Origin of the sequence: Microbacterium gawkjiense, from assembly GCF_031932225.1 — a bacterium.
GTDB lineage: Bacteria > Actinomycetota > Actinomycetes > Actinomycetales > Microbacteriaceae > Microbacterium > Microbacterium gawkjiense.
The window spans coordinates 445,515-469,226 of sequence record NZ_JAUZVV010000001.1 but is presented as its reverse complement, the minus strand read 5'-3'; the positions used below and the strand labels follow the sequence as shown (position 1 = coordinate 469,226).

The following is a 23,712-nucleotide window of genomic DNA, read 5'->3' as shown; positions in this document are numbered from 1 at the left end:
CGAGGGCTCGCACCCGGAGAGGGTGCGAGCCCTCGTGCGCTGCGGCCGGAGCTAGGCCGGGTAGACCTGCACGACCGACGGGCGGGGCGCGTTCGGCACGTCGCCCCGTCGCGTCGACCCGTAGTCGGGGAACAGTGACGTGGGTGCCAAGACCGTCCCGTTCTCGCCGGGATGCTGCACCGCGACGAACACGAGCTTCTCGCGGGCGTGGATGACGGGTCCGCACGTCTCGGCCTCGCGGGGGACCGCGAGGAACTGCTGCACGTGCCCGCGCTCCCGGCCTTCGAGCGGCACGCGGAACAGTCCGTCGTTGAACCCGATCGTGCTGGGGGCGCCGTCGGTGGAGATCCAAAGGGTGCCGTCCTCGTCGAACGCGAGGTTGTCGGGGCACGAGATCGGCGACACCTTGTCCTTCGGGTAGCCCGCGAAGTAGGTGCTCGGGTCGGACGGGTTGCCGCACTGCAGCAGGATGCTCCAGCCGAAGCTCGTCCCGGCCTGGCCGCGGCGCTCGGTCAGCTCGATCACGTGACCGTACCGGTTGCCCGTGCGGGGGTTCGCCTCATCCACCATCGAGGTCTTGCCGCGGTCGGTGTTGTTCGTCAGCGCGACGTAGACCTTGCCGGTGCGGGGGCTCGGCTGCACGTCCTCGGGGCGGTCCATCTTCGTCGCCCCCACCTTGTCGGCGGCCAGGCGGGTGAAGACCAGCACCTCCTCGATCGTCATGCCCGGGACGACGCTCTTGCCGTTGCGCGTCAGCGGGACCCACTCGCCGGTGCCGTCGAACGCGCCGTCCGCGGGCAGCGTGCCCGAGCCGTCGATCTGCGCCGCCGGCGAGTCGCCGCGGAAGCGGGCGACGAACAGGTCGCCCTCCGACAGCAGCGTCATGTTCTTCTTGCGCGACGAGCTGATGCGGTTCTTCGAGACGAACTTGTAGAGGTAGTCGTTGCGCTCGTCGTCGCCCATGTAGGCCACCACGCGGCGGTCCTCGGCCACGATGACGTTCGCGCCCTCGTGCTTAAAGCGTCCCATCGCGGTGTGCTTCTTCGGCGTCGAGGTGGGGTCCTCGGGGTCGATCTCGACGATGTACCCGAAGCGGTTGGGCTCGTTGACGTAGCCGGCGTCGAACGAGTTGAAGCGGGGGTCGTACTGCTCCCATCCGGTCGACGTCGTGCGCGAGGAGCTCGCCTGGTACCGCTTCTGGCCCGCCGTGTCGGCCGCCCAGGCGAAGTAGCCGTTGAAGTTCTCCTCGCCCGAGAGGATCGTGCCCCACGGCGTCGTCCCGCCCGCGCAGTTGCCGAGGGTGCCCTTGACCCAGCGACCCTCGGGGTCGGCGGCGGTCTTGACCAGGTCGGAACCCGCGGCGGGACCGGTCAGCTCGAACACCGTCTCGAGGGTGATCCGGCGGTTGCGGCGGCCGTCGACGACGTAGCGCCAGGGGGCACCGCGACGACGGCGCGTGATCTCGACGACGGACATGCCCTGCGCCGCCTTGTAGACCTCGCCGCGACGGCGGAGCTCGGCGGCATCCGTCGACGGCGGGAACATGATGTTCGGGTTCACGTACTCGTGGTTGTTGACGAGCACGCCCGTCTTGCCGCTGCGATCGGCGAGGATGTCGAGGTAGTCGCTGTTGTAGCCGAACTGACGGGCCTGCGCGGCCGGGCTCTGCGCGTCGAGCGAGAAGGTCGGTGCGTCGGAGAAGAGCGGGTCGCCCCAGCGGATGATCGGCGACCAGGTCCAGCCCTTCGGCACGGTGAGCGCGTCGACGGATGCCGGGACGGGAGCGATCGGCTGGAACGGCAGGCTGTGGTGTCCCCAGCCCCACGTCGACTCGACAGGTCCGCCGGGATGCGCCGAGGCGGAGGAGGGGCTGACGACGCCGAACGCGTCGGTGGCGACGACGACCGCGCTCGCGGCGGCGGCGCCGATCAGCATGCGACGCGACAGCGCGATCTCGGCGATGCTGCGGAACGTTGGGTTGGCGGACCCGTTGCATTCCGGGCCGAGGCACGCGTTCGCGCATTTGAACTGGCAGGTCACCGCCGAGCGCTTGCCGACGGCGTGGGCCGCGAGGGGGAGCGTCGTGCGGGTGGTGGGGGGTTCCACAGTGGTCACAGGGGGTCCTCTCGTGCAGATCCGTTCCAGGATCCGTCGGCGTCCCTGCGTCGGAGTGAATCGCCGGTGAACACCGGGTGACGGTAGCGCGGATGCCACGATGAGGTCATGCCCGCCTCGTTCCGGCCCCTCCCGAAACTGCGCCGAGGCGACCGCGTCGCTGTACTGTCGCCGTCGTTCGCCGCCCCCGGCTTCGCGCCCGCAGTGCACGAGCAGGCGCTCCGCCGCATCCGAGACGAGCTGGAACTCGAGCCCGTCGAGTTCTCGACGACGCGGATGCTGGGCGCCGACCCGCGCACCCGCGCGGCCGACGCCATGGCGGCGTTCGCGGCATCCGACGTCCGTGCCGTGTTTGCGAGCCTCGGCGGCGACGACCAGATCACCGTCGTGCCGCACGTCGATCTCGCGGGCGCGCTCGCCGACCCGAAGCCCTTCGTCGGGTACAGCGACAACACGCACCTGCTCAACGCGCTGTGGCAGTCGGGCGTCCCTGGCTTCTACGGCGGGTCGACGCAGGTGCACATCGGCGCAGGACCGGGAATCGACGGCATCCATCTGCAGTCGCTGCGCGCCGCGCTGTTCGACGGCGGCGAACTCGAGCTGACCGAGCCGGGCGAGTCCGAGGACACCGGCGTCGACTGGCTCGACCCGCGGGCGCTGACCTCGTACGGCGATCGCGGCCCGACCGAGTCGTGGTCGTGGTCCGGCCCGGCGCGAGTCGTCGAAGGGCGCACGTGGGGCGGGTGCCTCGACGTGCTCGACGAGATCGGGCTGGCGGGACGGATGCCGGAGCTCGACGACCTGCGCGGCGGCATCCTGCTGCTCGAGACGAGCGAGGAACTGCCCTCGCCCCGTCTCGTCTCGCGCTGGGTCCGCGCGCTGGGGGAGCGCGGAGTCCTGGACGCGGTTGCCGGTGTCCTCGTCGCGCGTCCGCCCGTGAGCACGTTCGGCGACGAGCCGGATGCCGAGACGCGCCGCGCGCGCCGCGAGGCGCAGCGCGAGGTGGTCACCGAAATGGTCGGACGGTACAACCCCGACGCCGTCGTCTGCGTCGGGGTGCCCTTCGGGCACACCCGGCCGCAGTGGATCGTGCCGTACGGCGGGACCGTGCGCCTCGACGGCGTCGAGCGACGCGTGTTCGCGTCGTACGACTGAGCCTGGGTCAGCCCGAGGCGACGGCGAACAGCCCGGCGATCCCCACGGCGTAGAGCACGAGGACCGTCAGCGAATCGACGCCCATCCCCAGCACCCGCCGCGAGGGACGGAAGATGAGCCCGACGACGTAGACCAGGGTCAAGAGGGCGGCGAGGGCGGTGAGGTAGATGTCCGTCGCGCCCGCGCGCGGCAGGACCGCCTGCCCCGAGATGACCGACGCGATGAGGAAGAGGACCGGGAGGAACGCGTTGCCGCCGAAGATGTCGCTCATCGCGAGGTTGTCGTCGCCTTGGCGGATAGCCTGCAGGCCGGTCGAGATCTCAGGAAGCGCGGTCGCGAGAGCCAGGAACGTGGCGCCGAACAGGACGCCCGAGAGCCCGATGTCCTCCGCGATGGCGTCGCCGGCGCGCTCGAGGACGACGCCGGCGCCGAGGGTCGCGGCCGCGGCGACGAGGAAGATCGTGACGACGAGCCACGTCGGCCGGCTCTTGTGGGGATGCTGCGGCTTCGAGCGCCGGTGCCCGGGGGTGTGCGGCGAGGCGCCGTCGGCGGTTCCGCTGCCGCTCCAGGGCAGGTGGCGGCCGGCGCGCTGCACGAGCAGCAGACCCGCGACCCAGAGCGCGGTGATGAGGACCACGTCCGGAGTCAGGTGCAAGGCCACCAGTCCGGCCGGCAGCTGACTGCCGGCCACGACGGCGGCGAGCACGGCCACCACGACGAGCCCCTCGAGGACCAGGACGAGGGATGCCGCCCGGTAGGTCAACGGCTTCACCCCGCGGCCCCGGCGGCCGAACGCATCGAGCACGACGAGGACGACGGTCTGCAGCGCGATGCCGCCGAGGATGTTCCCGACGGCGACCCCGAGATTGCCCGCCGCGGCGGCGCTGACCGTGATGGCGATCTCGGGCAGGTTCGTCGCGACGGCGAGGATGATCAGTCCGCCGAAGGCGCTGCCGATGTGCCAGCGCGCGTCGAGCACGTCGGTGGTCTTCGAGAGTTGGATGCCGGCGACCCACACGACGGCGGCGGCTGCGACGAAGACGATCACGACCAGCCAGAACGGAAGCGAGTTCACCGCACCAGTGCACACCCGGACCGGGTGATCGGTACAGCGGTTGACGACGCGCTGCGGATGTCTATTCCGACGGAGGCGGCTCCGCGACCAGCGCGTACGCGGTGCCCGAGCGCGTCCGCTCGACGAGCTCGTGATCGACCAGGTAACGCCGGAGCACGGCGACGTCGTCGGTGAGCGCTGCGAGCCGCTCGTTGATCCCGTGCTCGTCGAGCACCTCCCCGGGTCGGAGTACGCGACGGGCGAGAACGGTCAGCAGCTCGCGACGCTCGTTCGGGCTCGACGGGTAGCCGGCGAGACGCCCGTCCCGCGCGAGATAGCGCTCGACCCCCGCCGGCCTCGGCGTCGCGGGTGCGGAGGCGAGGAGGCGGGCGAACGCGTCGCCGTCTGCGCGCAGGTCGTCCGTGATGAGACCGGCGCGCCGCAGCGTCTCGACGACATGGCGCCGACGTGACGGCGACGGGCTCTCGAGGGCGGTGTCCGCGTCCGCACCGAGCGTCAACCGGGCGAACACCTCGCGGACGCGGTCGTTCGCGAGGGCCGCGACTAGCGGACGCCATTGGCCATCGCCTGATCGCTCCATTCCTGCACGCTACCGCGCGGCGGGCAGCCTCAGCATGGCGACCGGCTGCGCTCCCGGCACGCCCTCAATCGGGCTGAGCTCCTCGAACCCGAGGCGCCGGTAGAGACGGCGGTTGTCGGGCGTGGACGACTCGAGGTACGCGACCTGGCGCGTCGTGTCGAGGGTGTCGAGCTGCGCCGACAGCAGCGCCTTGCCGACGCCCTTGCCGCGCACGGCGGCGCTCACCCCGATCTCGGCCAGGTACCAGTGCGGGGCGCGCGGCCGGTGGCGGGCCAGTCGCGAGAGCAGGGCGAGGGCGCGGGGGATGCCGAGCCAGCCCAGCGCGCGACCGAACCGCGGGAGCTCGCCCACCTGGCGCGCGAGGGAGCCGCGCTCGGCGTGCGGCCCCTCCCAGGCGGCGACACCGAGGATCGTGCCGTCGGCGTCGTGGGCGAGGTCGACTGTGCCCGTCGCGTAGGGACCGCTGGCGAGGAGTGCGTGGAACAGGTCGGTGAGCCGCTCGCGTCGCCGGGCCGAGCCGGGCACGACGCTCGCCATGACCGGGTCCTTCTCGAACGCCTCGGCGAGGATCGCGGCGGCGGGAGCGAGGTCGTCGGCGCGGGCGGGGGTCACGGTGATCATGATCTCTCCTTAAATTGGTCCGGGTGGATAAAACTAGTATGGAGTCGCCCACGCGCCGCCCGCTCGGAGAACACTGTGAACGACCCGTCACCCCGCCGGACCTACCTCGACGTCGACGACCGACGTCGGCAACTGCTCGACGCCGCCGTGCAGGTGATGGTGGACGACGGGGTCTCCGCCCTGTCGCTGCGCACCGTCGCCCAGCGCGCCGGCGTCGCCCACCGCGTCGTCAGCTACGCGTTCGGCTCGAAGACCGAGCTCGTCTCGGCACTGCTGCGCCGTGAGTCCGAACTCCTGACGGGGCGACTCTGGGCCGAGCCGCTCGCCCCCCTGCCACTCGCGGAGGCGGTCGCCGCGGCGCTGACGACCGTGATCGCCGAACTCCAGCGCGACCGCGTGCGCCACGAGCGACTGGCCGAGCTCACCGCGATGGCCCGCGCGTCGGCGGCGCTCGCCGACGCGGCCCGCGCCGACGCCGAGGCGGTGCGCACCGAGATCGAGGGGCTGGTCGAGGCGTGGGCGGCGGCCCGCGGCGCCGCGACGACGGTCCCCACCGCCACGCTCGTCGCCGTCATCCACGCGGCCGCCGAGGGACTGGCGGGGTGGTGGCTCGCGACCGGCGACGACGCCCATGTCGACGACGTCATCCAGGCGCTGTCGGCCGGGCTCGCCGCCTTCGAGCGCCGCCGTTGACCCCCCGCGTCAACCCTCAGCCGACGCATGGAGCGCCGCCCTACGCTGGCGGGACACCGAGGAGGACATCACCATGAGCCCGACACCCCCGGCATCCGATCTGCAGGACCGCCCCTGGCTGGCCGCGTACGCGCCCGGCGTCCCGAGCGACATCGACCCCGTCGACGAGACCCTCGTGGACCTGCTCGACAATGCGGTCGAGCGCTACGGCAGCAAGGTCGCGACGGAGTTCTTCGGTTCCGAGACGACCTACGCCGAGCTCGGCGAACAGGTCTCCCGAGCGGCGAACGCGCTGCGCAAACTGGGCGTGAGCGCGGGTGACCGGGTCGCGCTCGTGCTGCCCAACTGCCCCCAGCACATCGTCGCTTTCTACGCCGCGCTGCGGATCGGCGCGATCGTCGTCGAGCACAACCCGACCTACACCGCCCGCGAACTGCGGCACCAGTTCGAGGTGCACGAGGCGGTCGTCGCGATCGTCTGGGACAAGGTCGCCGACATCGTCGCGGAGTTCCCGAGCGACGTCGCCCCCGGCGCGATCGTCGCGGTCGACATGACCGATGCGCTGCCGTGGGCGATGCGCACGGCCCTGCGGGTGCCGGTGCCGGCGCTGCGGGAGCGGCGCGAGGCGATGACCTCGAAGCCCACCGCGCGCGGCGTCATCCGGTGGTCGCAGTTCACCAGGGCCCGCCGGCTGTCGCGCAAGCACCCGCGCCCCGTCCTCGACGACACGGCGCTCCTGCAGCTGACGAGCGGGACGACCGGGATGCCGAAGGCCGCCGTCTTGTCGCACCGCAACCTCCGCTCCAACGCGGCGCAGGGGCGCGCGTGGGTGCCGGGGCTCCGCGAAGGCGAGGAGACCTTCTACGCCGTCCTGCCGATGTTCCACGCCTACGGGCTGACGCTCTGCCTCACCTTCGCGGTGTCGATCGGCGCACGCATCGTGCTGTTCCCGAAGTTCGACGTCGACCTCGTCGTCGGCGCGCTCAGGAAGTCGCCGCCCACCTTCCTGCCCGGCGTCCCGCCGATCTACGACGCGCTGTCGCGCGCGAGCACCCGCAAGGGCGTCGACCTCTCCAGCATCCGCTTCGCGATCTCGGGCGCCATGAGCCTGCCCGTCCCGACGGTGACGCGGTGGGAGGAGGCGACGGGCGGTCTGCTCGTCGAGGGCTACGGCATGACCGAGACCTCACCCGTCGCGCTCGGCAACCCTATCGGCCCGACGCGGCGCCCCGGCACGGTCGGCGTGCCCTTCCCGAGCACCGAGATCCGCGTCGTCGACCCCGACGATCCGACCGTCGACCGTCCGGCGGGCGAAGCGGGCGAGCTGCTCATCCGCGGACCCCAGGTGTTCCAGGGGTACTGGCGCCGGCCCGAGGACACCGCCGCGGTCCTCCTCGACGGCGGGTGGCTGCGCACCGGCGACATCGTCACGGTCTCGGAGGACGGTTTCGTCACCGTCGTCGACCGCGTCAAGGAGCTCATCATCACGGGCGGCTTCAACGTCAGCCCGAGCGAGGTCGAGCAGGTGCTCACCCTCCACCCCGACGTCGAATCCGCCGCGGTCGTCGGCGTGCCGCGGCCGACCGGCGGCGAGGACGTTGTCGCCGCCGTCGTGATGAAGGAGGGGACGGTGTTCGAGGCATCCGCTCTCAAGGACTTCGCCCGCTCGCACCTCGCGTCGTACAAGGTGCCGCGCAAGGTCGTGCAGCTCGACGACCTGCCGCGGTCGCAGATCGGCAAGGTGCTGCGCCGTCAGGTGCGCGAGCAGCTGACCGCGCGCTGATCTGTCAAGGGCTCTCGCCGCCGGCATCCGTGGATGGCAGGGTGGATGCCGCACCCCCACCACCCCGTCGAAGGAGACCCATGTCGCAGCGCACTCTCGGACCGTTCACCGTCTCGGCCATCGGACTCGGCGCCATGCCGGTCTCGATGAACGGCAACGGCATCCCGTCGCACGACGACGCGGTGGCGACCGTGCGGGCGGCGCTGGACGCCGGCGTCACCCTGATCGACACCGCCGACATCTACGCGCCCAGCTGGGACGAGATGGGCCACAACGAGCGCATCGTCGCCGACGCGCTCGCCGGCTGGGACGGCGACCGGTCGTCGATCGTCGTCGCCACGAAGGGTGGCATCACGCGCACCGCGGAGAAGGACTTCGGGCGCGACGGCTCGCTCGATTACCTCCGCCGCGCCGTGCAGAAGTCGCTGCAGAACCTGCAGGTCGACGTCATCGACCTGTACCAGTACCACCGGCCCGACCGGTGGATGGTCTACGGCGAGATCATGCAGAACCTGAAGACCCTGCAGGACGAGGGCCTCGTCCGCACGGTCGGCATCTCGAACGCGAGCGTCGAGGAGATCCAGATCGCGCAGGAGGTGCTCGGCGAGGGAGGTCTCACGAGCGTGCAGAACGAGTTCTCGCCGCGGCACCCGGGCAGCTACGGCGAGCTGAGGTACTGCGTCGAGCACGGCATCGCCTTCCTGCCGTGGAGCCCCCTCGGCGGCATCGGCGGCGCGGGCACGGTCGGCGAGCGGTTCACCGCGTTCGCCGAGATCGGCCGCGACCACGGCGTCAGCCCGCAGCAGGTCGTCCTCGCGTGGGAGCTGTCGCTCGGCGAGACCGTCATCCCCATCCCCGGGGCGAGCCGCCCGGCATCCATCACCGACTCGTTCCAGGCGCGGAACCTTGAGCTCTCGGCCGACGAGCTCGCCCGCTGCTCCGCCGCGGTCGGTATCGACGTCTGAGGCGGGCTTCGACCTCCGGGGTCCGGTCGGGCGTGCCGGGTGCAGATTCAGCGTGCGTTGCGTGGCCCGTACGGGCCTGATGCGGCTGCCTGACCTGTACTCGGCACGCGTCGGCCTGCGGTGACGCCCGGTACGTCGTCGGCGATGGGGTCCGCGGCTAGCTCGACCCTGAGCCGCGGTGGTTGTGCCGAGTGCAGGTTCAGGGCGAGAAGTGGCGACCGTGGCGGCCCGAAGCCGCCGGCTGACCTGCACTCGGGACGTCAGCCGGCCTTGAGCAGGTGTTCCCGCTCGACGATCTCGAGCGACAGCACCTTGTAACCCTCGCTATCGAAGAAGACCCGCATCCGGTCGTCGTCGATCGAGACGACGGTGCCGGCACCCCACTCGCGGTGCGAGACCTTCTCGTCGATCTCGAAGCCCGCGTCGGAGGGGGATGCCGCGGCCCGCGCGGCGTCGGCGGCTCCCGCCGCGCACGTGTCGCAGTTGCCGCACGGCTCATCAAGTTCCTGCCCGAAGTAGCCGAGCAGCACCTGTCGGCGGCAGCGCCGCGTCTCGGCGTACTCGCGCATCGTCTCGATGCGGGAGCGTTCGATGCGCTCGCGCTCCTCGACCCGTTCCAGCGCGGCCTTCACGGCGGCGCGCTCGTCGAGATTCCGCCGTAGCGAGACGCCCGACTTCGACGCGCGCGCCGACCCGGTGTCGACGAGCAGCGTCAGCAGTCCGGTGACGCGCCGGGGTGACAGGCCCGCGTCCTTCGCGAGGGCGGACTTCGTGCGAGCCCGGGTCGACATGGCGCGCATGAGGGTGCGCAGCTCCGCGGCATCCGGATTCTTCGTCGCGAAGTAGCGGCGCAGGGCGAGGTCTTCGGCGCGGTAGTGCAGGGTGCCGTGGGCCTCTTCGCCGTCGCGGCCGGCGCGGCCGAGCTCCTGGAAGTAGGCGTCGATGGACTCGGGGACGTCGGCGTGGATGACGAAGCGCACGTTCTCCTTGTCGATCCCCATGCCGAAGGCGCTCGTCGCGACGACGACGTCGAGGTCGTCGCAGAGGAACTGCCGGTGCACCTCGGCGCGCTCCTTCGCCGGCAGGCCCGCGTGGTACGCGCGCGCCCGCTTGCCGCGGCCGACGAGCTCGTCGGCGTAGAGCTCCGCCGAGCGTCGCGTCGAGGTGTAGAGCAGCCCGGGGACCGGCAGCGACGCGACCTCGTCGACGACGGCGGCGCGCTTCTCGCGGTCGTCGCCGTGACGGCGCACACCGAGGCGGATCGACGGCCGGTCGACGTCGCCGAGGTGCACGGAGGGGTCGTCGAGCCCGAGACGGGCGGCGATCTCCTCCCGGACGGGAGTGGATGCCGTCGCCGTCAGCGCGAGGATCGGGGGCCGCCCGAGCCGCGCCGCGACCTCTCCGAGGGCCAGGTAGTCGGGACGGAAGTCGTGCCCCCACGAGGCGATGCAGTGCGCCTCGTCGACGGCCAGCAGGGCGATGTCGAGTTTCGCGAGCTCGGCGACGACCTCGTCGTTGGCGAGCTGCTCGGGAGCGAGCAGGACGTAGGTCGCCTCGCCCGCGCGCAGGCGACGCCACGCGTCGGCGCGGGCCTTCTCGGCGCGACCCGAGTGGAGGGCGACCGCTTTCGGGGCGTCGGGTGCGTGCTCGAGACCCGCGAGCTGGTCCTCCTGCAGGGCGATGAGCGGGGAGACCACGACGGTCACGCCCGGGCGCAGGGCCGCGGTCACCTGGTAGACGGCGGACTTGCCCGACCCCGTCGCCCAGACCACGAGCACGTCGCGCCCGCCGGCGGCCGCCTCGATCGCGTCGAGCTGGGCCGGGCGCAGGTGCGTCAGTCCGAACCGCTCGGCGGCGACGCGCTCGACCTCGGCGCGATCGGGGGCGGACGGTGCAGAGGTGGAGCGGCGTGGCATCCCTCCACGGTCGTCGAGGATGCGGCATCCGCGGACACCCTTGACACCCGCGGCGCAGGGGCACAGGGTCGGGCGGATGGAGAGGAGTGCGCGGTGGCGACGGTGAGGGTCGGGATCTCGGGGTGGCGCTACCCGCGCTGGCGGGGCGACTTCTACCCGTCCGGCCTGGTGCAGCGGCGCGAGCTCGCCTATGTCGCCGAGCGGATGCCGACGGTCGAACTCAACGGATCGTTCTACTCCCTGCAACGCCCGGCGAGCTACCAGCGCTGGCGCGACGAGACGCCCGACGGGTTCGTCTTCGCCGTCAAGGGCTCCCGTTACGTCTCGCACATGCTGCGCCTGCGCGGTGTGGAGACGGCGCTCGCCAACTTCTTCGCCTCGGGCGTGCTCGCGCTCGGCCCGAAGCTGGGGCCGGTGCTCTGGCAGCTCCCCGAGCGGCTCGCCTTCGAGCCGGAGGTGCTCGAGGCGTTCGTTGCGGGCCTCCCGCGCACGACGGGCGAGGCCCTCGAGCTCGCGCGTCGGCACGACGCCCGCGTGGACGGACGGAGCTGGCTCGAGATCGAGGCGGACCGGCCGATCCGCTACGCGTTCGAGCCGCGGTCCGCTTCCTTCGAGAGCCCGGATGCCGCGGCGATCCTCCGCGCGCACGACGTTTCGCTCGTGGTGGCCGACACGGCAGGGCGGTTCCCGGCGTTCGGCGAACAGACGGCATCCTTCACCTACGTTCGCCTGCACGGGGCGGAGGATCTCTACGCGAGCGGCTACACCTCGACGCAGCTGGATGCCTGGGCCGGCCGCATCCGCGGGTGGGCCGAGGGCGATCCGGCCCGGGACGTGTACGTCTACTTCGACAACGATGCGCGCGGCTTCGCCCCGCACGACGCCCTCGCGTTGGGGGAGCGGGTTCGGCAGGATCCCTCCGTTCCGTGACAGCTGCCGGGACGTGCGACGTGTCAGGCTCGGAGCGTGCAGATCCCGCCGCGAGACCTCGCCCTCGACCGTGCCGCCCTCCTCGTCGTCGACGTGCAGCGCGGATTCGACGACACCGCCCACTGGGGCGAGCGTGACAATCCGGCGTGCGAGGCGAACATCGCCGCGCTCCTGGCCCGGTGGCGCGAGCGGGGGTGGCCGGTCGTGTTCGTCCGGCACGATTCGACGTCGGATGCCTCGCCGTTGCGGCCCGGGCAGCCGGGCAACGACCTCAAGCCCGAGGTCACCGGCACGCCGGATCTGCTCGTCACGAAGAGCGTCAACTCCTCGTTCCACGGGTCGCCCGACCTCGACGCGTGGCTGCGCGCGAATGACATCGCGCAGCTCGTCGTGACCGGCATCTCGACGAACCACTGCTGCGAGACCACGGCGCGCGTGGGCGGCAACCTCGGGTACGACGTGTACTTCGCCCTCGACGCGACCCACTCGTTCGACCGCACGGCGCCCGACGGCACGGTCGTCCCGGCCGCGACACTGGCGGCTGTCACCGCGACGAACCTCGACGGCGAGTTCGCGACGGTCGTCACCACCGCCGACCTGGTGCGCTGAGCCGGGTCCTGTCGCCCCGGCGGGTGCGCGGTTAGCGTGGAGGGATGCCGCATACCCCCTTCGCCTCGCTCGAGGACTACATCGCCCTGCCCCGCATCGACGCCGTCGCGCTGTCGCCCGACGGCACCCGCGCCGTCCTCACCGTCGCGACGCTGAACAAGGACAAGACCGGGTACGACCGCGCACTGTGGGAGGTCCCCGCGACAGGCGGCGGCTCGGCGCGGCGGCTCACGCGATCGGCGAAGGGCGAGCAGGGCGCCGCATTCACGGCGGACGGCGACCTGCTGTTCGTGAGCGCCCGCCCCGACGCCGAGGGCGACGGAGACGACGACGCGGCGCAGCTCTGGCTGCTGCCCGCGGGCGGCGGTGACGCCCGCGCGATCACCCGCCTGGCCGGGGGAGTATCGGGGATCGCGGCCGTCGCGGATGCGGCATCCGTCGCCGTCCTGTCGGCCGACCTGCTGCCCTCGGCCGACTCGTTCGAGGCCGACGCGACGCTGCGCGCCGAGCGCAAGAAGCGCAAGCTGTCGGCGATTCTGCACACGACCTACCCGGTGCGGTACTGGGATCACGACCTCGGCCCCGCCGAGCCGCACCTGCTCTCGCTCGACCTCGGCGACCTCTCCGACTCGGTCCGGTCGTTCGCCGCCTCCGACACGGCCGAGGACGAACCGGATGCCACGACCCCCTACCCGGCATCCCTTCCGCGCCCGCGCGACCTGACGCCCGCGCCCGGCCGCACAGCCGACACCGCCGGCGCCGCGCTCACCCCCGACGGGCGCACGCTCATCGCCGCGATGCGCTTTCCGCAGGGGCGTGCCGAGCGGTTCGCGGTCGTCTCGATCGACGTCGCGTCGGGGGACCGGACGATTCTCTTCGAGGAGCGCTCGACGTACTTCGAATCACCCGTGATCAGCCATGACGGCCGGTCGATCGCCTACGGGCGGGCGGCGTTCTCCGACCCCACCGGGCCCGCCGATCAGGAGCTCTGGGTTGCCGGGATCGACGGCTCCGAGCCGCGCCGCCTCGCCGAGGGCTGGGACCGCTGGCCGACGAGCATCGCGTTCGCCCACGACGACACCGCGCTCATCGTGACGGCCGACCAGGACGGGCGCGGGCCGGTGTTCCGCGTGCCGCTCGACGGCGGCGCCCCCGTGCAGCTGACGACCGACGACCACGCGTACTCGAACGTGTCGGTCGACCGCGCGACGGGTGCGCTCGTCGCGCTCCGCTCGTCGTGGATGGTGCCGCCGCATCCGGTCCGCATCGACCCCGACGGCACCGTGACCGTGCTGGCGACCCCGGCTCCGCTGCCGACGCCCGCCGGCACGATGACGGAGGTCGAGACGACGGCCGAGGACGGCGCCCGGGTACGCGGCTGGCTGCTCCTGCCCGAGGGGGCGGATGCGGCATCCCCTGCACCCCTGCTCCTGTGGATCCACGGCGGGCCGCTGAACAGCTGGAACGCCTGGAGCTGGCGCTGGAACCCGCAGCTCGCCCTCGCCCGCGGGTACGCCGTGCTGCTGCCCGACCCCGCCCTGTCGACCGGGTACGGCCTCGAGTTCATCGCCCGCGGCTGGAACAGCTGGGGCGCCAAGCCCTACACCGACCTCATGTCGATCACCGACGAGGTCGTGGCACGGGCCGACATCGACGAGACGAAGACCGCGGCGATGGGCGGCTCGTTCGGCGGGTACATGGCCAACTGGGTCGCGGGCCACACCGACCGGTTCCGCGCGATCGTCACGCACGCGAGCCTGTGGGCGCTCGACCAGTTCGCGGGCACGACCGACAGTTCGTCGTACTGGCAGGAGATCTTCACGCCCGAGGGAATGATCGAGAACTCACCGCACCGCTTCGTGCAGGACATCTCGACGCCGCTGCTCGTGATCCACGGCGACCGCGACTACCGCGTGCCGATCGGCGAGAGCCTGCGCCTCTGGTCGGAGCTCAACGAGCACTTCGGCGAGGACGACGGCACGACGGTGCACCGGTTCCTGTACTTCCCCGACGAGAACCACTGGGTACTGAAGCCCCAGCACGCCGTCGTCTGGTACGAGACGGTGTTCGGCTTCCTCGGCGAGCACGTGCACGGCGAGCCCGCGCCGAAGGTCGCCGGGCTCGGCTGAGTCGCGTTCCGGGGACGCGAGTCGTCGCGTCGGATGCCGACGTGCGGCATCCCGCGTCCCCGGAGCGGGTGAAGCGGGCACGACCCCCGTGCCCGCTTCCGTTCCCCGTTGCCCGAACGGGTCAGCGTGCGGCGGCCTTCACGGCCTTCGGACGCACGATCATGGGGACGAGCACGGGCGTCGCGGTCTTGTACGCCTCGTAGTCGGCGTCACCGCCCCAGCGCTCGTCGGCCTTCCTCTCCAGCAGCGGCACACCGCTCACGCGGGTGAGGAGCAGGATCACGAAGACCGGGGAGAGCAGACCGATCCACTGCCAGCCCTCGAAGACGGGCGCCGCGACGAGGGCGACGCCGATCCAGGCGAGGATCTCGCCGAAGTAGTTGGGATGCCGCGACCGCGACCACAGCCCGGTGCGGATGAACCGGCCCTTGTTCGCCGGGTCGGCCTTGAAGGCGGTCTTCTGCGCGTCCGCGACGACCTCGATCAGCATGCCGACGACCCAGACGACGATGCCGACGACGGCGAAGACGTCGAAGCCGCGCTGATCGCCCGAGGCGATCGCGATCCACGCTGCCGCGGCGGTGATGCTCACCCAGAGGCCCTGCATGATCCAGACGCGTAGGAACGACAGCGGGTTGACCTTGATCGCGTCGAAGCGGTCGTCGCTGCCGGAGCGGTGGATACGGATGAAGAGGAACGATCCCAGGCGCACCGCCCAGACGATCACCATGGCGGCGAGGGCCAGCGACCGCGCGTCGGGGGACGGCGAGAGCAGCACGACGCCGACGGTGACGAGGATGAAGGTCGCGCTGCCGGTCGCGTCGAAGAAGCGCTCGGTGCGGGCGATCGCCGAGGGGATGTAGACCAGCACCTGCACGGCGAACGCGGCGGCGACGGCGATCGCGAAGACGGGCACGCCGCCGACGGTGGCGCCGCCCTGGCTGCCGGCGAGGGCGACGAGCGCGCCGATGACGAGTCCCACCACGACGGTGAGGAGCGCGGAACGGTTCTGCGGGGACATGGGGGCCTTTCGGGTGGGGTCAGCGGTAGAGGGCGGCGACGACGTCGGAACCGCGCTCGAGCAGGACGCGACGCTTGATCTTGAGCGTCGGGGTCACGATGGTCGTGTCGGCGAGGTCGGCCGCGACGAGGACGAACCGTCGCACCTGCTCGCTGCGGGCGACGCGCGCGTTGGCGGCGTCGATGCTGCGCTGGATGCGGGCGCGCAGGTCCGCGTCGGCCACCTCGCGCAGCGCGCCGCCGGCGGGGGCGCCGCCGCGGGCGGCGACCTCCTCGGGGTCGAGCAGGATGAGCGCCGACAGGTACGAGCGCCCTTCGCCGACCATGACGGCGTGCGAGACAAGCGGGTCGGACTCGACGGCGAACTCCCACGGCGCCGGGACGACGGTCTTGCCGGTGGAGGTGACGATGACGTCCTTCGCGCGACCCTCGATGACGAGTCGTCCGTCCGCGTCGAAGCGGCCGAGGTCGCCGGTGCGGAAGAACCCGTCGACGAACGCGTCCGCGTCGTGCGCGGGGTCGCGGTAACCGCGGAAGACGCCGATCCCCTTCGCGAGGATCTCGCCGTCGTCGCCGATCCGCACGGTGGAACCGGGCAGGGGGCGTCCGACAGTCCCGGCGCGGATGTCGCCGGGCAGGTTGCCGGTGAGCGGTGCGGTGGTCTCGGTGAGGCCGTACCCCTCGATCACGGGCACACCGATCCCGCGGAAGAACAGCGACACCTCGGGGTCGAGCCGCGCCCCACCCGACAGAATGTAGTCCACCCGGCCGCCCATCACGGCGCGCAGGCGCCGGTAGAACAGCACCTCGAACAGGCGCCGACGAACGGATGCCGGTGCCCGCCCGTCCGCGCTGCGCTCCGCAGCCCGCCCGCTCGAGACGGCCGTGGCGACGGCCGCGCGCCAGACACGGGTGAGGTGCGCGGCATCCGCTTTCTGCGCGGCCGCCGCCTGGATCCGCTCGAGGACGCGCGGGACGACCACGAGGAACGTCGGCCGCAGGACGGGAAGGGTCTCGACGACGGTGCTCGGCTCGCTGAGGTGGGCGATCCGCATGCCGTTCGCGAGGCAGATCAGCTGCAGCCCGCGCGCGAGGACGTGGGCGAGGGGCAGGAAGATGATCGTGTTCCCGCGCTCGTGGACGACCTCGCCGTACGCCGCCGCGATGTTGAGCACCTGGCCGAGGAAGTTCTCGTGCGTGAGAACAGCGCCCTTGGGCTCGCCGGTCGTGCCAGAGGTGTAGACGATGGTCGCGGGCGTGTCGCGGTCGGCGGCGGTGCGACGCTGCTCGAGGTCGGCATCCGTCACCTCGTCGGCGCGCGCACGCAGGTCGTCGAGGACCGGGATGCCGCCGGTCACCCGGTCGCGCGGGTCCATCGCGTACGCCCCGAGCCGGCCGGTGCCGGTCTCGGCGAAGGCGTCCGCGAGCAGCCGGGTCTGCGCCTCGGTCCCCCCGACGCCGAGCACGACGTCGGCGTCGCGCACGATGCCGGCGACCTGGACGGGCGCGGACGTCTCGTAGACGGGGACGACGACGGCGCCGGCGAACCACGCGGCGAGGTCGGCGACCGCCCACTCGTAGCGGGTCGAGGCGAGGATCGCGAGGCTGTCGCCGGCGGCGACCCCGGCGGCGATGAGCCCCTTCGCGAGTCGCCGGACGTCGGCGAGGAACTGCGCCGTCGACACCTGACGCCACGATCCGTCGCCGACCGGGACGTCGAACGCGGCGTGATCCGGCGCGCGCTCGGCCCGCCGGACGAGCAGGTCGGTGACGTTGCGGTACCCGTCCGCGGGCGCGAGAAGGGGAGTGTGAATCTGCGGCACGCAGATGATTCGGAGCGTTCGACGAATCGGATGCCGCGGGTTCCGCGCGACGACGCGGTCAGCGCAGGCGCAGCACGGCGTCCCAGAGCGCGTCGGCGACGGCGCTCTTCGTCCCGCTCGCGCGGGCAGTGACCTCGTCCGACGCGTCAACGAACAGCACGGCGTTCTCGCCCGACTCGAAGCCCTGCGTCCAGCCGACGCGATTCACGGCGAGAAGGTCCACGCCCTTCCGCGCGCGCTTGCGGATGCCGCGCTCGCGCAGCTCCGTCTCGTCGGCCGCGGTCTCGGCCGCGAACCCGACGAGGGTCTGTCCCGGACGGCGGTCCCGGACGAGGCCGGCGAGGATGTCGGGGTTCTCGATCAGATCGAGCGTGAGGGTGCCGTCCTCCTTGCGGATCTTGACGTCCGAGACCTCGCGCACCGAGAAGTCGGCGACCGCGGCGGCCATGACGACGACGTCGGCCTCGCCGGCCGCGGCCCGCATCGCGGCATCCATCTCCCCGGCCGTGAGTGCGCGCTCGACGGCGATCCTCGGGTGGTGCAGAGCGCGGTCGAGCACGGTGCCCTCGACGTGCGCGGCGACGAGGTGGACGTACGCGCCGCGATCGGCGGCGGCGAGGGCGACGGCGACACCCTGCTTTCCGCTGGAGCGGTTGCCGAGGTAGCGCACCGGGTCGATCGGTTCGCGCGTTCCGCCGGTCGAGACCGCGACGCGGAGGTCCGCGAGATCGGATGCCGGGGCTCCGGCGGCGGCGAGGGCCGCCGCGACGATCTCGTCGGGTTCGACCATGCGCCCCGGGCCGCTGTCGCCGCCGGTCAACGGTCCGTCGGCGGGGCCGACGATGTGCACGCCGCGCTCGCGGAGGGTCGCGATGTTCGCCTGCGTCGCGGCGTGGTCCCACATGGCCGTGTGCATCGCCGGGGCGACGACGACGGGCGCAGTCGTCGCGAGGAGGGTGACGCCGAGCAGGTTGTCGGAGATCCCGGCGGCCATCTTCGCGAGCGTGTTGGCGGTCGCCGGCGCGACGATCACGAGGTCGGCCTGCGTGCCGAGGGCGACGTGACGCACCTCGGCGACGTCGTCGTGCACGCTCGTCGTGACAGGATGGCGGCTGATCGCCTCCCACGTGGCGGTCCCCACGAAGCGGAGCGCGTCCTCGGTGGGAACAACGTGCACCTCGTGCCCGTTGGTCACCAGCGCACGGACCACCTGCACCGTCTTGTACGCGGCGATGCCGCCCGAGACGCCCACGACGACGAACATGGTCCGATCCTCCCACGGGGTCGGACGCGAAAGGCCGGAACGATGTGCACCGTCATCGTCCACGTCCCGGAGGATCCCGCCGCGGCGATCCGTCTGCTCGCCGTGCGCGACGAGGACCCGGGGCGCGCGTGGGATCCGCTCGGCGCCTGGTGGCCGGACCGTCCCGGTGTCATCGGGGTGCGCGACACCCGCGCCGGCGGCGCGTGGCTCGCGGCCGATCCCGCCGGTGCGCGTCTGGCCGTCGTCCTCAACCGCGCCGACCTCATCGACGATTCGCTCGCGACCGGCTCGCGCGGGCACATCGTGCTCGACGCCGCCTCCGGGGGCGGACTGCCGGACGCCCCGCCGACCCACGGTTTCAACCTCCTGACGGTGACCCCCGGTCGTGCGCGCGTCGCGATGTGGGACGGCGCCGCCGTCCGCACCGTCGACCTCGCCCCGGGCGTCCACATGATCGCGCACGACGACGTCGACGATCCGAAGACGGCGCGCATCGTCGCGTGGCACGACGCCTTCGCCGCGCCGGCGGACGACGACTGGGTGGCGGACTGGCTGGGTGCCCTCGAGCGCACGACGGCGCTGCCCCCGACCGACGACCGAGCGATCATCCGCGACAACCGGCCGCACGGGTATCCGACGCTGTCGCTGCTCGTGTGCGCGGCATCCGTCTCCTCAGGTGGCGCCGAGGTCGTCTACGGCGAGCTCGAGGAGCCCGGCGCCTGGAACAGCCTGCAGCTGCGCTGAGCGGCGTCGGATGCCGGTGGTAGCTTCGCGGGCATGGTGGAACCGGCATCCGAACCGATCTTCTTCGCCTCGGCGACGGAGTTCGGCGACTGGCTCGAGGCGCACCACGCGACCGCTCCCGAGGTGTGGACGGTGTTCTACAAGAAGGGTGACCCGCGTCAGGGGCTGACGTGGGCCGACGCGGTGCCCGAGGCGCTGCGCTTCGGGTGGATCGACTCGATCAGCCGCGGCATCGGCGACGGCGCCCGCATCCAGCGGTGGACGCCGCGCAGAACGCGCTCGGTGTGGAGCGCCGTCAACATCGCGCACGTCGAACGCCTGCAGGCCGAGGGGCGCATGCACCCGGCCGGGCTCGCCGCCTATGAGAAGCGCACGGCCGACCTCACCGGGGTCTACTCGCACGAGCAGCGCAACGAGCTGACGGTGGAGCAGGCGGCATCCCTCGCCGCGAACCCCGCCGCCCAGGCGTTCTGGGACGCCGCGACACCGTCGTACCGGCGGGCGGTCGCGAACTGGGTGCAGAGCGCGAAGCGCGAGCAGACGCGCGCCGACCGGCTCGCGACGCTCGTCGAAGACTCCGCGGCCGGGCGGCTCGTGCCGTTCCAGCGCTACGGCGAGCCACCCGCGTGGCTGGCACGTGCCGCCGCGGCGGCTGCCTCAGCCGCGCAGGAGTGACGCGCGCGCCGCGTCCTCCGTCACGAGCGCCGCGTTGAGCCCGGCGCCCGCCATCGATCCCTGACCCATCGACAGCGGCACGTTGCCGAACGGCGTGACGACGTTGCCGGCGGCGAACACGCGCGGGTGGCTGGTGGCGCCCCGCATGTCGACACGGACTCCCTCGCCCGGGGTGTCGGACACGGCGAGGGCCAGGTTCTCGGCGAAGGCGAGGCTCAGCCGGGGCGTCGGCGCGGTGAGCAGGGCGTCGATCGGGTGCGCGGTTCCGTCCGCCGTCGCGACCGCGACGATCGCGTCGTCCTCGGTGCGCAGACGGGTGACGGGGGAGGTGACGATCCGGATGCCGCGCGCCGAGAGGCGGCCCGCGACCGTCTCGTCGAGCTCGCCCATCGCGGCCGTGAACGCCGTCACGTCATCGCTCCACTGCCGGATGAGCTCGATCTGATGCAGGCTCGCGGGCGACGTCGCGAGCACGCCGAGGCGGCGGCCCGCGACCTCGTAGCCGTGGCAGTACGGGCAGTGGAAGACGCCGCGGCCCCACTGCTCGCGGAGCCCGGCTATCTCGGGCAGGTCGTCGACGACACCCGTCGTGAGCACGACGCCCCGTGCGGAGACCTCTCCGCGCTCGTGGGTGACGGTGATCCGGTCGCCGTCGTCGGCGAGCGACAGGACGGCCCCGTCGAGGAACTCGACCCCGTAGGCGCGTGCTTCGGCGCGTCCGGTCTCGAGGAGGTCGGCGGGGGAGCGGCCGTCGTGACCGAGGACGCCGTGCATGTGCGCGGCGAAACGGTTGCGGGGCGCGCCGGCGTCGATCACGAGGGTGCGGCGTCGGGCGCGGCCGAGCATCTGGGCGGCGCTGAGGCCGGCGGTGCCGCCGCCCACGATGACGCCGTCGTATCGGACGTCTGTCATGACTCCACCCTGTGTCGGTGGCTGTCCTTTCGGCAAATGGTCTTGCGGAAATGGCAAACTGATCCGCATGGCGATGGATCTCAGCCGGGTCGGTGCGCGGCTGCGCGCGGCGCGGCAGCAGCGCGGATGGACCTTGGCCGACCTCGCGTCGAAGGCGGGGATGTCGACGAGCACGCTCTCGCGGCTGGAGTCCGGGCGACGCCAGGCATCCCTCGAACTGCTGCTTCCGCTCGTCTCGGTCCTCGATCTGCGTCTCGACGACCTCGTGCGCGGGGAGCCCGCCGACCCGCGGGTGCGGCGGGCGACCGAGCGGCGGCACGGCAGAGTGGTCGCGCCGCTCACGCTCGAGCACTCGCCGGTCCAGACGTACAAGATCCGCTTCCCCGCCTCTCGTGCCGCGCCGTCGCCGAAGGTGCACGAGGGGGTGGAGTGGTTCTACGTCCTGAGTGGCACGATCCGGCTCGTGCTCGACGGGCGGGAGCATCTCATCGGGGCGGGCGAGGCGGCGGAGTTCGACACGCGCCTGCCGCACAGCATCAGCGCCAGCTCGGACGGCCCGGCCGAGGTGGTGAGCATCTTCAGCGCGTCGGGCGAGCGCATCCACGTGCACGGGGCATGACGGATGTCGGGGGCCGGTCGTACCGTGTCGCCATGAGAGCCGATGAGCTGTTCCTCCAGGCGGATGCCGCGTTGCGCTCCGTCATCGATCGCATCGACGCGGCCGACCTGTCGAAGCCGGCGCCGCAGGAGTGGACGTCCACCCCTGACCCCACCTTCCGCGACATCCTCTTCGCGCACGCGTACGACGAGGCGTGGGTCCCCGATGTCCTCGCCGGGAAGTCGGTCGCCGACGGCGACGAGTTCCGGGACGCGGATCTGCTCGGCGACGACCCGATCGCGTCGTACGACCGGCTGAACGACACCGCGACTGCTGCGGTGCGCGAAGGTGTCGAGCCCGGGACGGTGTTCCGCTTCCAGTACGGCGACTATCCCGCGAACGAGGGGTATGCGCACCTGGCGACGTACCGCGCGTTCCAGGCGTGGCTGATCGCGAAACGGCTCGGCATCCCGTTCCGCCTGTCGCCCCAGCTCATCGCGGGGTTGAATGAGCACGTCGTGCCGCACGCCGACGAATGGCGTCAGTGGGGTGTCTTCCCGCCGGCGATCGAACCGCCCGCGGGTGCCGACGACGAAACGCGGCTGCTGTGCGCGGTGGGGTACTGGGAGGACTGAGCCTCAGCGCTCGTGCACGGCGAGCACGTTGCCGGCCGGGTCGCGGAACCATGCGATCACCGGGCCGCCCGTCTCGCGCATGATGCCCTTCGAGTCGGTGGGCATGTCGTCGTAGATCGCGGTATCGACACCCTTCGCGTTGAGCTCGTCGACGGCGGCGTCGACGTCGTCGACGGGGAAGTTGAGGATCGTGAAGCCGGCCGGCTCGTGGTGCGGCTTCGCGTAGATGAGCACAGCGGCTCCCGACGCCAGGTGGAGCTGCAGGAAGCCGTTGTCGAGCGTGACGACCTTCAGGTCGAGGGTGTCGGCATAGAACTCTCGCGCCGCATCGATGTCGTCGACCGCGAAGCCGCTGTAAGCGCCGTCTACCTGGAACATGGTCGTCTCCTTCGCCGAGGTGTGCGACCAGGGTCCCGCTGCGGCTGGGAGTTGTCCAGGGTCAGTCGGTAGGTAAGTCGTTCGGCGACGAGAACACGGGAACGGATGCCGGTCGTTCTGAGGCGACAGCGAGGAGTGCGACGATGCCGAGACCGAGGGTGCCGGCGAGGAAGCCGATCATCCCGAGGGCGGAGGCGAGTCCGACGGTCTGCATCGCGGTCGCCTGATCCATCATGAGGAGCTGGCCGAGGGCGACCGATGCCACCTGCACGCCGAGGGCGATCGCCGGCATCCACCGCCACCGGCGCGGCACGACACCGGCGCGCGCGATCTGTACGACGGCGACGACGCTGAGCGCGAGCGGGACGAGGATCGTGACCTCCCATGGGACGATCGGCGTCGGGTTCGTCGGGTCCTGGAACAGGCCGATGACCCGCATCGCGGGCGACCAGAGCGCGAGGAGGATGAGCGCGATCGTGCCGAGCGGCCTCCGCGCGGTGACGCTGTCGTGCGACGACGAGCCGATCGCGAACACGAGGACCGACGCCGCCCACAGGATGTCGACGAGGAGGGCGAGCGTGTCGGTGAGGGGCGTTCCCAGGGTGGCACCCTGCAGCATCCCGGCGACACCCGCGCCGATCAGTCCGACGCCGCCGATCGTCCAGGTGAGTCTGCGTCCGCGCATGCCTGCACGCTAGCGCGTACCGCCGCGGTGTGGTGTGGTGTGGTTCGGGCAGGCGCGGCGTTCCCCTGTCGCAACACGCGGTCGCCTGCGGCACTTTGGGACGGAGGAAGGTGGGCGGCGTAGGGCGAGCTTCGCTCGCCTGTCGCAACACGCCGCGGCGGCCTGCACTTCGTGACAAGGGAGCGGTGGCGGCGAGGCCCGGTGTCGTTCGTGAAAGGGGATGCCGGGGGTGGTGTTCCCCTGTCGCAACACGCCGCCGCCTGCGGCACTTTGCGACAGGGGAGGGCGGGAGGTGTAAGGCGGGGTCCGCTCGCCTGTCGAAACATGCCGCGGCGGCCTGCACTTCGTGGCAGGGAAGCGGTGGCCGCGGGGCCTGGTGTCGTTCCGGGAAGGGGATGCCGGGGGTG

At 72.0% G+C, this 23,712-nt stretch carries 22 protein-coding genes; 11 read left to right on the top strand and 11 right to left on the bottom strand.

Annotated features, from left to right (window positions below; translation table 11 throughout):
* Positions 1–51: 51 nt before the first annotated feature.
* Positions 52–2,106, bottom strand: coding sequence for a PhoX family protein (locus Q9S71_RS02315; RefSeq protein ID WP_422880343.1), 2,055 nt, complete (start codon positions 2,104–2,106; stop codon positions 52–54).
* 117 nt (positions 2,107–2,223) lie between these two features.
* Between Q9S71_RS02315 and Q9S71_RS02310 the strand changes: the two genes are divergently transcribed.
* Positions 2,224–3,270: an LD-carboxypeptidase gene (locus Q9S71_RS02310; RefSeq protein ID WP_311860269.1), complete on the top strand. Its 1,047-nt coding sequence runs from the start codon at positions 2,224–2,226 to the stop codon at positions 3,268–3,270.
* 7 nt (positions 3,271–3,277) lie between these two features.
* Here Q9S71_RS02310 and Q9S71_RS02305 read toward each other — a convergent pair whose 3' ends face one another.
* The 3 genes from Q9S71_RS02305 to Q9S71_RS02295 all read right to left on the bottom strand — a co-directional run bounded on the left by Q9S71_RS02305 (position 3,278) and on the right by Q9S71_RS02295 (position 5,546).
* The gene (locus Q9S71_RS02305) at positions 3,278–4,345 is read right to left on the bottom strand and encodes a sodium:calcium antiporter (RefSeq protein WP_311860268.1); all 1,068 of its coding nucleotides are present in this window, start codon (positions 4,343–4,345) and stop codon (positions 3,278–3,280) included.
* A 61-nt stretch (positions 4,346–4,406) separates the two neighbouring features.
* Positions 4,407–4,925 (bottom strand): DUF2087 domain-containing protein, encoded by a 519-nt coding sequence (locus tag Q9S71_RS02300; protein WP_311860267.1) that lies wholly within the window; start codon positions 4,923–4,925, stop codon positions 4,407–4,409.
* Positions 4,926–4,934: 9 nt separating this feature from the next.
* The gene (locus Q9S71_RS02295) at positions 4,935–5,546 is read right to left on the bottom strand and encodes a GNAT family N-acetyltransferase (protein WP_311860266.1); all 612 of its coding nucleotides are present in this window, start codon (positions 5,544–5,546) and stop codon (positions 4,935–4,937) included.
* A gap of 75 nt (positions 5,547–5,621) precedes the next feature.
* Between Q9S71_RS02295 and Q9S71_RS02290 the strand changes: the two genes are divergently transcribed.
* The 3 genes from Q9S71_RS02290 (at position 5,622) to Q9S71_RS02280 (ending at position 8,987) form a co-directional block, all read left to right on the top strand.
* The gene (locus tag Q9S71_RS02290) at positions 5,622–6,239 is read left to right on the top strand and encodes a TetR/AcrR family transcriptional regulator (protein WP_311860265.1); all 618 of its coding nucleotides are present in this window, start codon (positions 5,622–5,624) and stop codon (positions 6,237–6,239) included.
* A gap of 73 nt (positions 6,240–6,312) precedes the next feature.
* Positions 6,313–8,022, top strand: a complete 1,710-nt coding sequence (locus Q9S71_RS02285; protein WP_311860264.1) for a long-chain-fatty-acid--CoA ligase — start codon at positions 6,313–6,315, stop codon at positions 8,020–8,022.
* 80 nt (positions 8,023–8,102) lie between these two features.
* Entirely contained in the window at positions 8,103–8,987 is an 885-nt protein-coding gene (locus tag Q9S71_RS02280) for an aldo/keto reductase (protein WP_311860263.1), read from the top strand.
* 260 nt (positions 8,988–9,247) lie between these two features.
* Here Q9S71_RS02280 and Q9S71_RS02275 read toward each other — a convergent pair whose 3' ends face one another.
* Complete coding sequence (locus Q9S71_RS02275) at positions 9,248–10,903, bottom strand: RecQ family ATP-dependent DNA helicase (RefSeq protein ID WP_311860262.1); 1,656 nt, start codon at positions 10,901–10,903, stop codon at positions 9,248–9,250.
* Between the two features lie 93 nt (positions 10,904–10,996).
* On the opposite strand from Q9S71_RS02275, the gene Q9S71_RS02270 reads away from it, so the two are divergent.
* From Q9S71_RS02270 to Q9S71_RS02260, 3 genes are read left to right on the top strand one after another with little or no spacing between them, the layout of a single operon-like run.
* Positions 10,997–11,833: a DUF72 domain-containing protein gene (locus Q9S71_RS02270; RefSeq protein ID WP_311860261.1), complete on the top strand. Its 837-nt coding sequence runs from the start codon at positions 10,997–10,999 to the stop codon at positions 11,831–11,833.
* A 36-nt stretch (positions 11,834–11,869) separates the two neighbouring features.
* Positions 11,870–12,442, top strand: a complete 573-nt coding sequence (locus Q9S71_RS02265) for a cysteine hydrolase family protein (RefSeq protein WP_311860260.1) — start codon at positions 11,870–11,872, stop codon at positions 12,440–12,442.
* 44 nt (positions 12,443–12,486) lie between these two features.
* Positions 12,487–14,571 carry a S9 family peptidase gene (locus tag Q9S71_RS02260; RefSeq protein ID WP_311860259.1) on the top strand — a complete coding sequence of 695 codons (2,085 nt, stop codon included), beginning with the start codon at positions 12,487–12,489 and terminating at the stop codon, positions 14,569–14,571.
* A 121-nt stretch (positions 14,572–14,692) separates the two neighbouring features.
* On the opposite strand, the gene Q9S71_RS02255 is transcribed toward Q9S71_RS02260, so the two are convergent.
* The 3 genes from Q9S71_RS02255 to coaBC are packed head-to-tail and all read right to left on the bottom strand — an operon-like array spanning position 14,693 to position 18,678.
* A complete protein-coding gene (locus tag Q9S71_RS02255; RefSeq protein ID WP_311860257.1) occupies positions 14,693–15,592 on the bottom strand; it encodes a DUF1295 domain-containing protein in 900 nt (299 codons plus the stop codon).
* A 19-nt stretch (positions 15,593–15,611) separates the two neighbouring features.
* Complete coding sequence (locus Q9S71_RS02250) at positions 15,612–17,414, bottom strand: AMP-dependent synthetase/ligase (protein ID WP_311860256.1); 1,803 nt, start codon at positions 17,412–17,414, stop codon at positions 15,612–15,614.
* A 58-nt stretch (positions 17,415–17,472) separates the two neighbouring features.
* Positions 17,473–18,678 carry a bifunctional phosphopantothenoylcysteine decarboxylase/phosphopantothenate--cysteine ligase CoaBC gene (gene coaBC / locus Q9S71_RS02245; protein WP_311860255.1) on the bottom strand — a complete coding sequence of 402 codons (1,206 nt, stop codon included), beginning with the start codon at positions 18,676–18,678 and terminating at the stop codon, positions 17,473–17,475.
* A 42-nt stretch (positions 18,679–18,720) separates the two neighbouring features.
* Here coaBC and Q9S71_RS02240 point away from each other — a divergent pair, with 42 nt between their 5' ends.
* The gene (locus Q9S71_RS02240; RefSeq protein ID WP_311860254.1) at positions 18,721–19,422 is read left to right on the top strand and encodes an NRDE family protein; all 702 of its coding nucleotides are present in this window, start codon (positions 18,721–18,723) and stop codon (positions 19,420–19,422) included.
* Positions 19,423–19,455: 33 nt separating this feature from the next.
* A complete protein-coding gene (locus Q9S71_RS02235) occupies positions 19,456–20,097 on the top strand; it encodes a YdeI/OmpD-associated family protein (protein ID WP_311860253.1) in 642 nt (213 codons plus the stop codon).
* On the opposite strand, the gene Q9S71_RS02230 is transcribed toward Q9S71_RS02235, so the two are convergent.
* Positions 20,080–21,009, bottom strand: a complete 930-nt coding sequence (locus Q9S71_RS02230; protein WP_311860251.1) for an NAD(P)/FAD-dependent oxidoreductase — start codon at positions 21,007–21,009, stop codon at positions 20,080–20,082. The genes Q9S71_RS02235 and Q9S71_RS02230 overlap by 18 nt on opposite strands.
* A 67-nt stretch (positions 21,010–21,076) precedes the next feature.
* Between Q9S71_RS02230 and Q9S71_RS02225 the strand changes: the two genes are divergently transcribed.
* Both Q9S71_RS02225 and Q9S71_RS02220 read left to right on the top strand, forming a co-directional pair.
* Complete coding sequence (locus tag Q9S71_RS02225) at positions 21,077–21,628, top strand: helix-turn-helix domain-containing protein (protein ID WP_311860250.1); 552 nt, start codon at positions 21,077–21,079, stop codon at positions 21,626–21,628.
* Positions 21,629–21,660: 32 nt separating this feature from the next.
* Positions 21,661–22,242, top strand: coding sequence for a hypothetical protein (locus Q9S71_RS02220; RefSeq protein WP_311860249.1), 582 nt, complete (start codon positions 21,661–21,663; stop codon positions 22,240–22,242).
* A gap of 3 nt (positions 22,243–22,245) precedes the next feature.
* Here the strand turns inward: Q9S71_RS02220 and Q9S71_RS02215 are convergent, their stop codons facing one another.
* Entirely contained in the window at positions 22,246–22,620 is a 375-nt protein-coding gene (locus Q9S71_RS02215) for a VOC family protein (protein ID WP_311860248.1), read from the bottom strand.
* Between the two features lie 61 nt (positions 22,621–22,681).
* Positions 22,682–23,305, bottom strand: a complete 624-nt coding sequence (locus tag Q9S71_RS02210; protein ID WP_311860247.1) for a hypothetical protein — start codon at positions 23,303–23,305, stop codon at positions 22,682–22,684.
* Positions 23,306–23,712 lie beyond the last annotated feature (407 nt).

Coding starts and splice junctions, on each gene's coding strand:
- Q9S71_RS02310 (WP_311860269.1), top strand. CDS start 2,224: ATGCCCGCCTCGTTCCGGCCCCTCCCGAAACTGCGCCGAGGCGACCGC.
- Q9S71_RS02300 (WP_311860267.1), bottom strand. CDS start 4,925: ATGGAGCGATCAGGCGATGGCCAATGGCGTCCGCTAGTCGCGGCCCTC.
- Q9S71_RS02295 (WP_311860266.1), bottom strand. CDS start 5,546: ATGATCACCGTGACCCCCGCCCGCGCCGACGACCTCGCTCCCGCCGCC.
- Q9S71_RS02285 (WP_311860264.1), top strand. CDS start 6,313: ATGAGCCCGACACCCCCGGCATCCGATCTGCAGGACCGCCCCTGGCTG.
- Q9S71_RS02280 (WP_311860263.1), top strand. CDS start 8,103: ATGTCGCAGCGCACTCTCGGACCGTTCACCGTCTCGGCCATCGGACTC.
- Q9S71_RS02275 (WP_311860262.1), bottom strand. CDS start 10,903: ATGCCACGCCGCTCCACCTCTGCACCGTCCGCCCCCGATCGCGCCGAG.
- Q9S71_RS02260 (WP_311860259.1), top strand. CDS start 12,487: ATGCCGCATACCCCCTTCGCCTCGCTCGAGGACTACATCGCCCTGCCC.
- Q9S71_RS02255 (WP_311860257.1), bottom strand. CDS start 15,592: ATGTCCCCGCAGAACCGTTCCGCGCTCCTCACCGTCGTGGTGGGACTC.
- coaBC (WP_311860255.1), bottom strand. CDS start 18,678: ATGTTCGTCGTCGTGGGCGTCTCGGGCGGCATCGCCGCGTACAAGACG.
- Q9S71_RS02240 (WP_311860254.1), top strand. CDS start 18,721: ATGTGCACCGTCATCGTCCACGTCCCGGAGGATCCCGCCGCGGCGATC.
- Q9S71_RS02235 (WP_311860253.1), top strand. CDS start 19,456: ATGGTGGAACCGGCATCCGAACCGATCTTCTTCGCCTCGGCGACGGAG.
- Q9S71_RS02230 (WP_311860251.1), bottom strand. CDS start 21,009: ATGACAGACGTCCGATACGACGGCGTCATCGTGGGCGGCGGCACCGCC.
- Q9S71_RS02225 (WP_311860250.1), top strand. CDS start 21,077: ATGGCGATGGATCTCAGCCGGGTCGGTGCGCGGCTGCGCGCGGCGCGG.
- Q9S71_RS02220 (WP_311860249.1), top strand. CDS start 21,661: ATGAGAGCCGATGAGCTGTTCCTCCAGGCGGATGCCGCGTTGCGCTCC.
- Q9S71_RS02215 (WP_311860248.1), bottom strand. CDS start 22,620: ATGTTCCAGGTAGACGGCGCTTACAGCGGCTTCGCGGTCGACGACATC.
- Q9S71_RS02210 (WP_311860247.1), bottom strand. CDS start 23,305: ATGCGCGGACGCAGACTCACCTGGACGATCGGCGGCGTCGGACTGATC.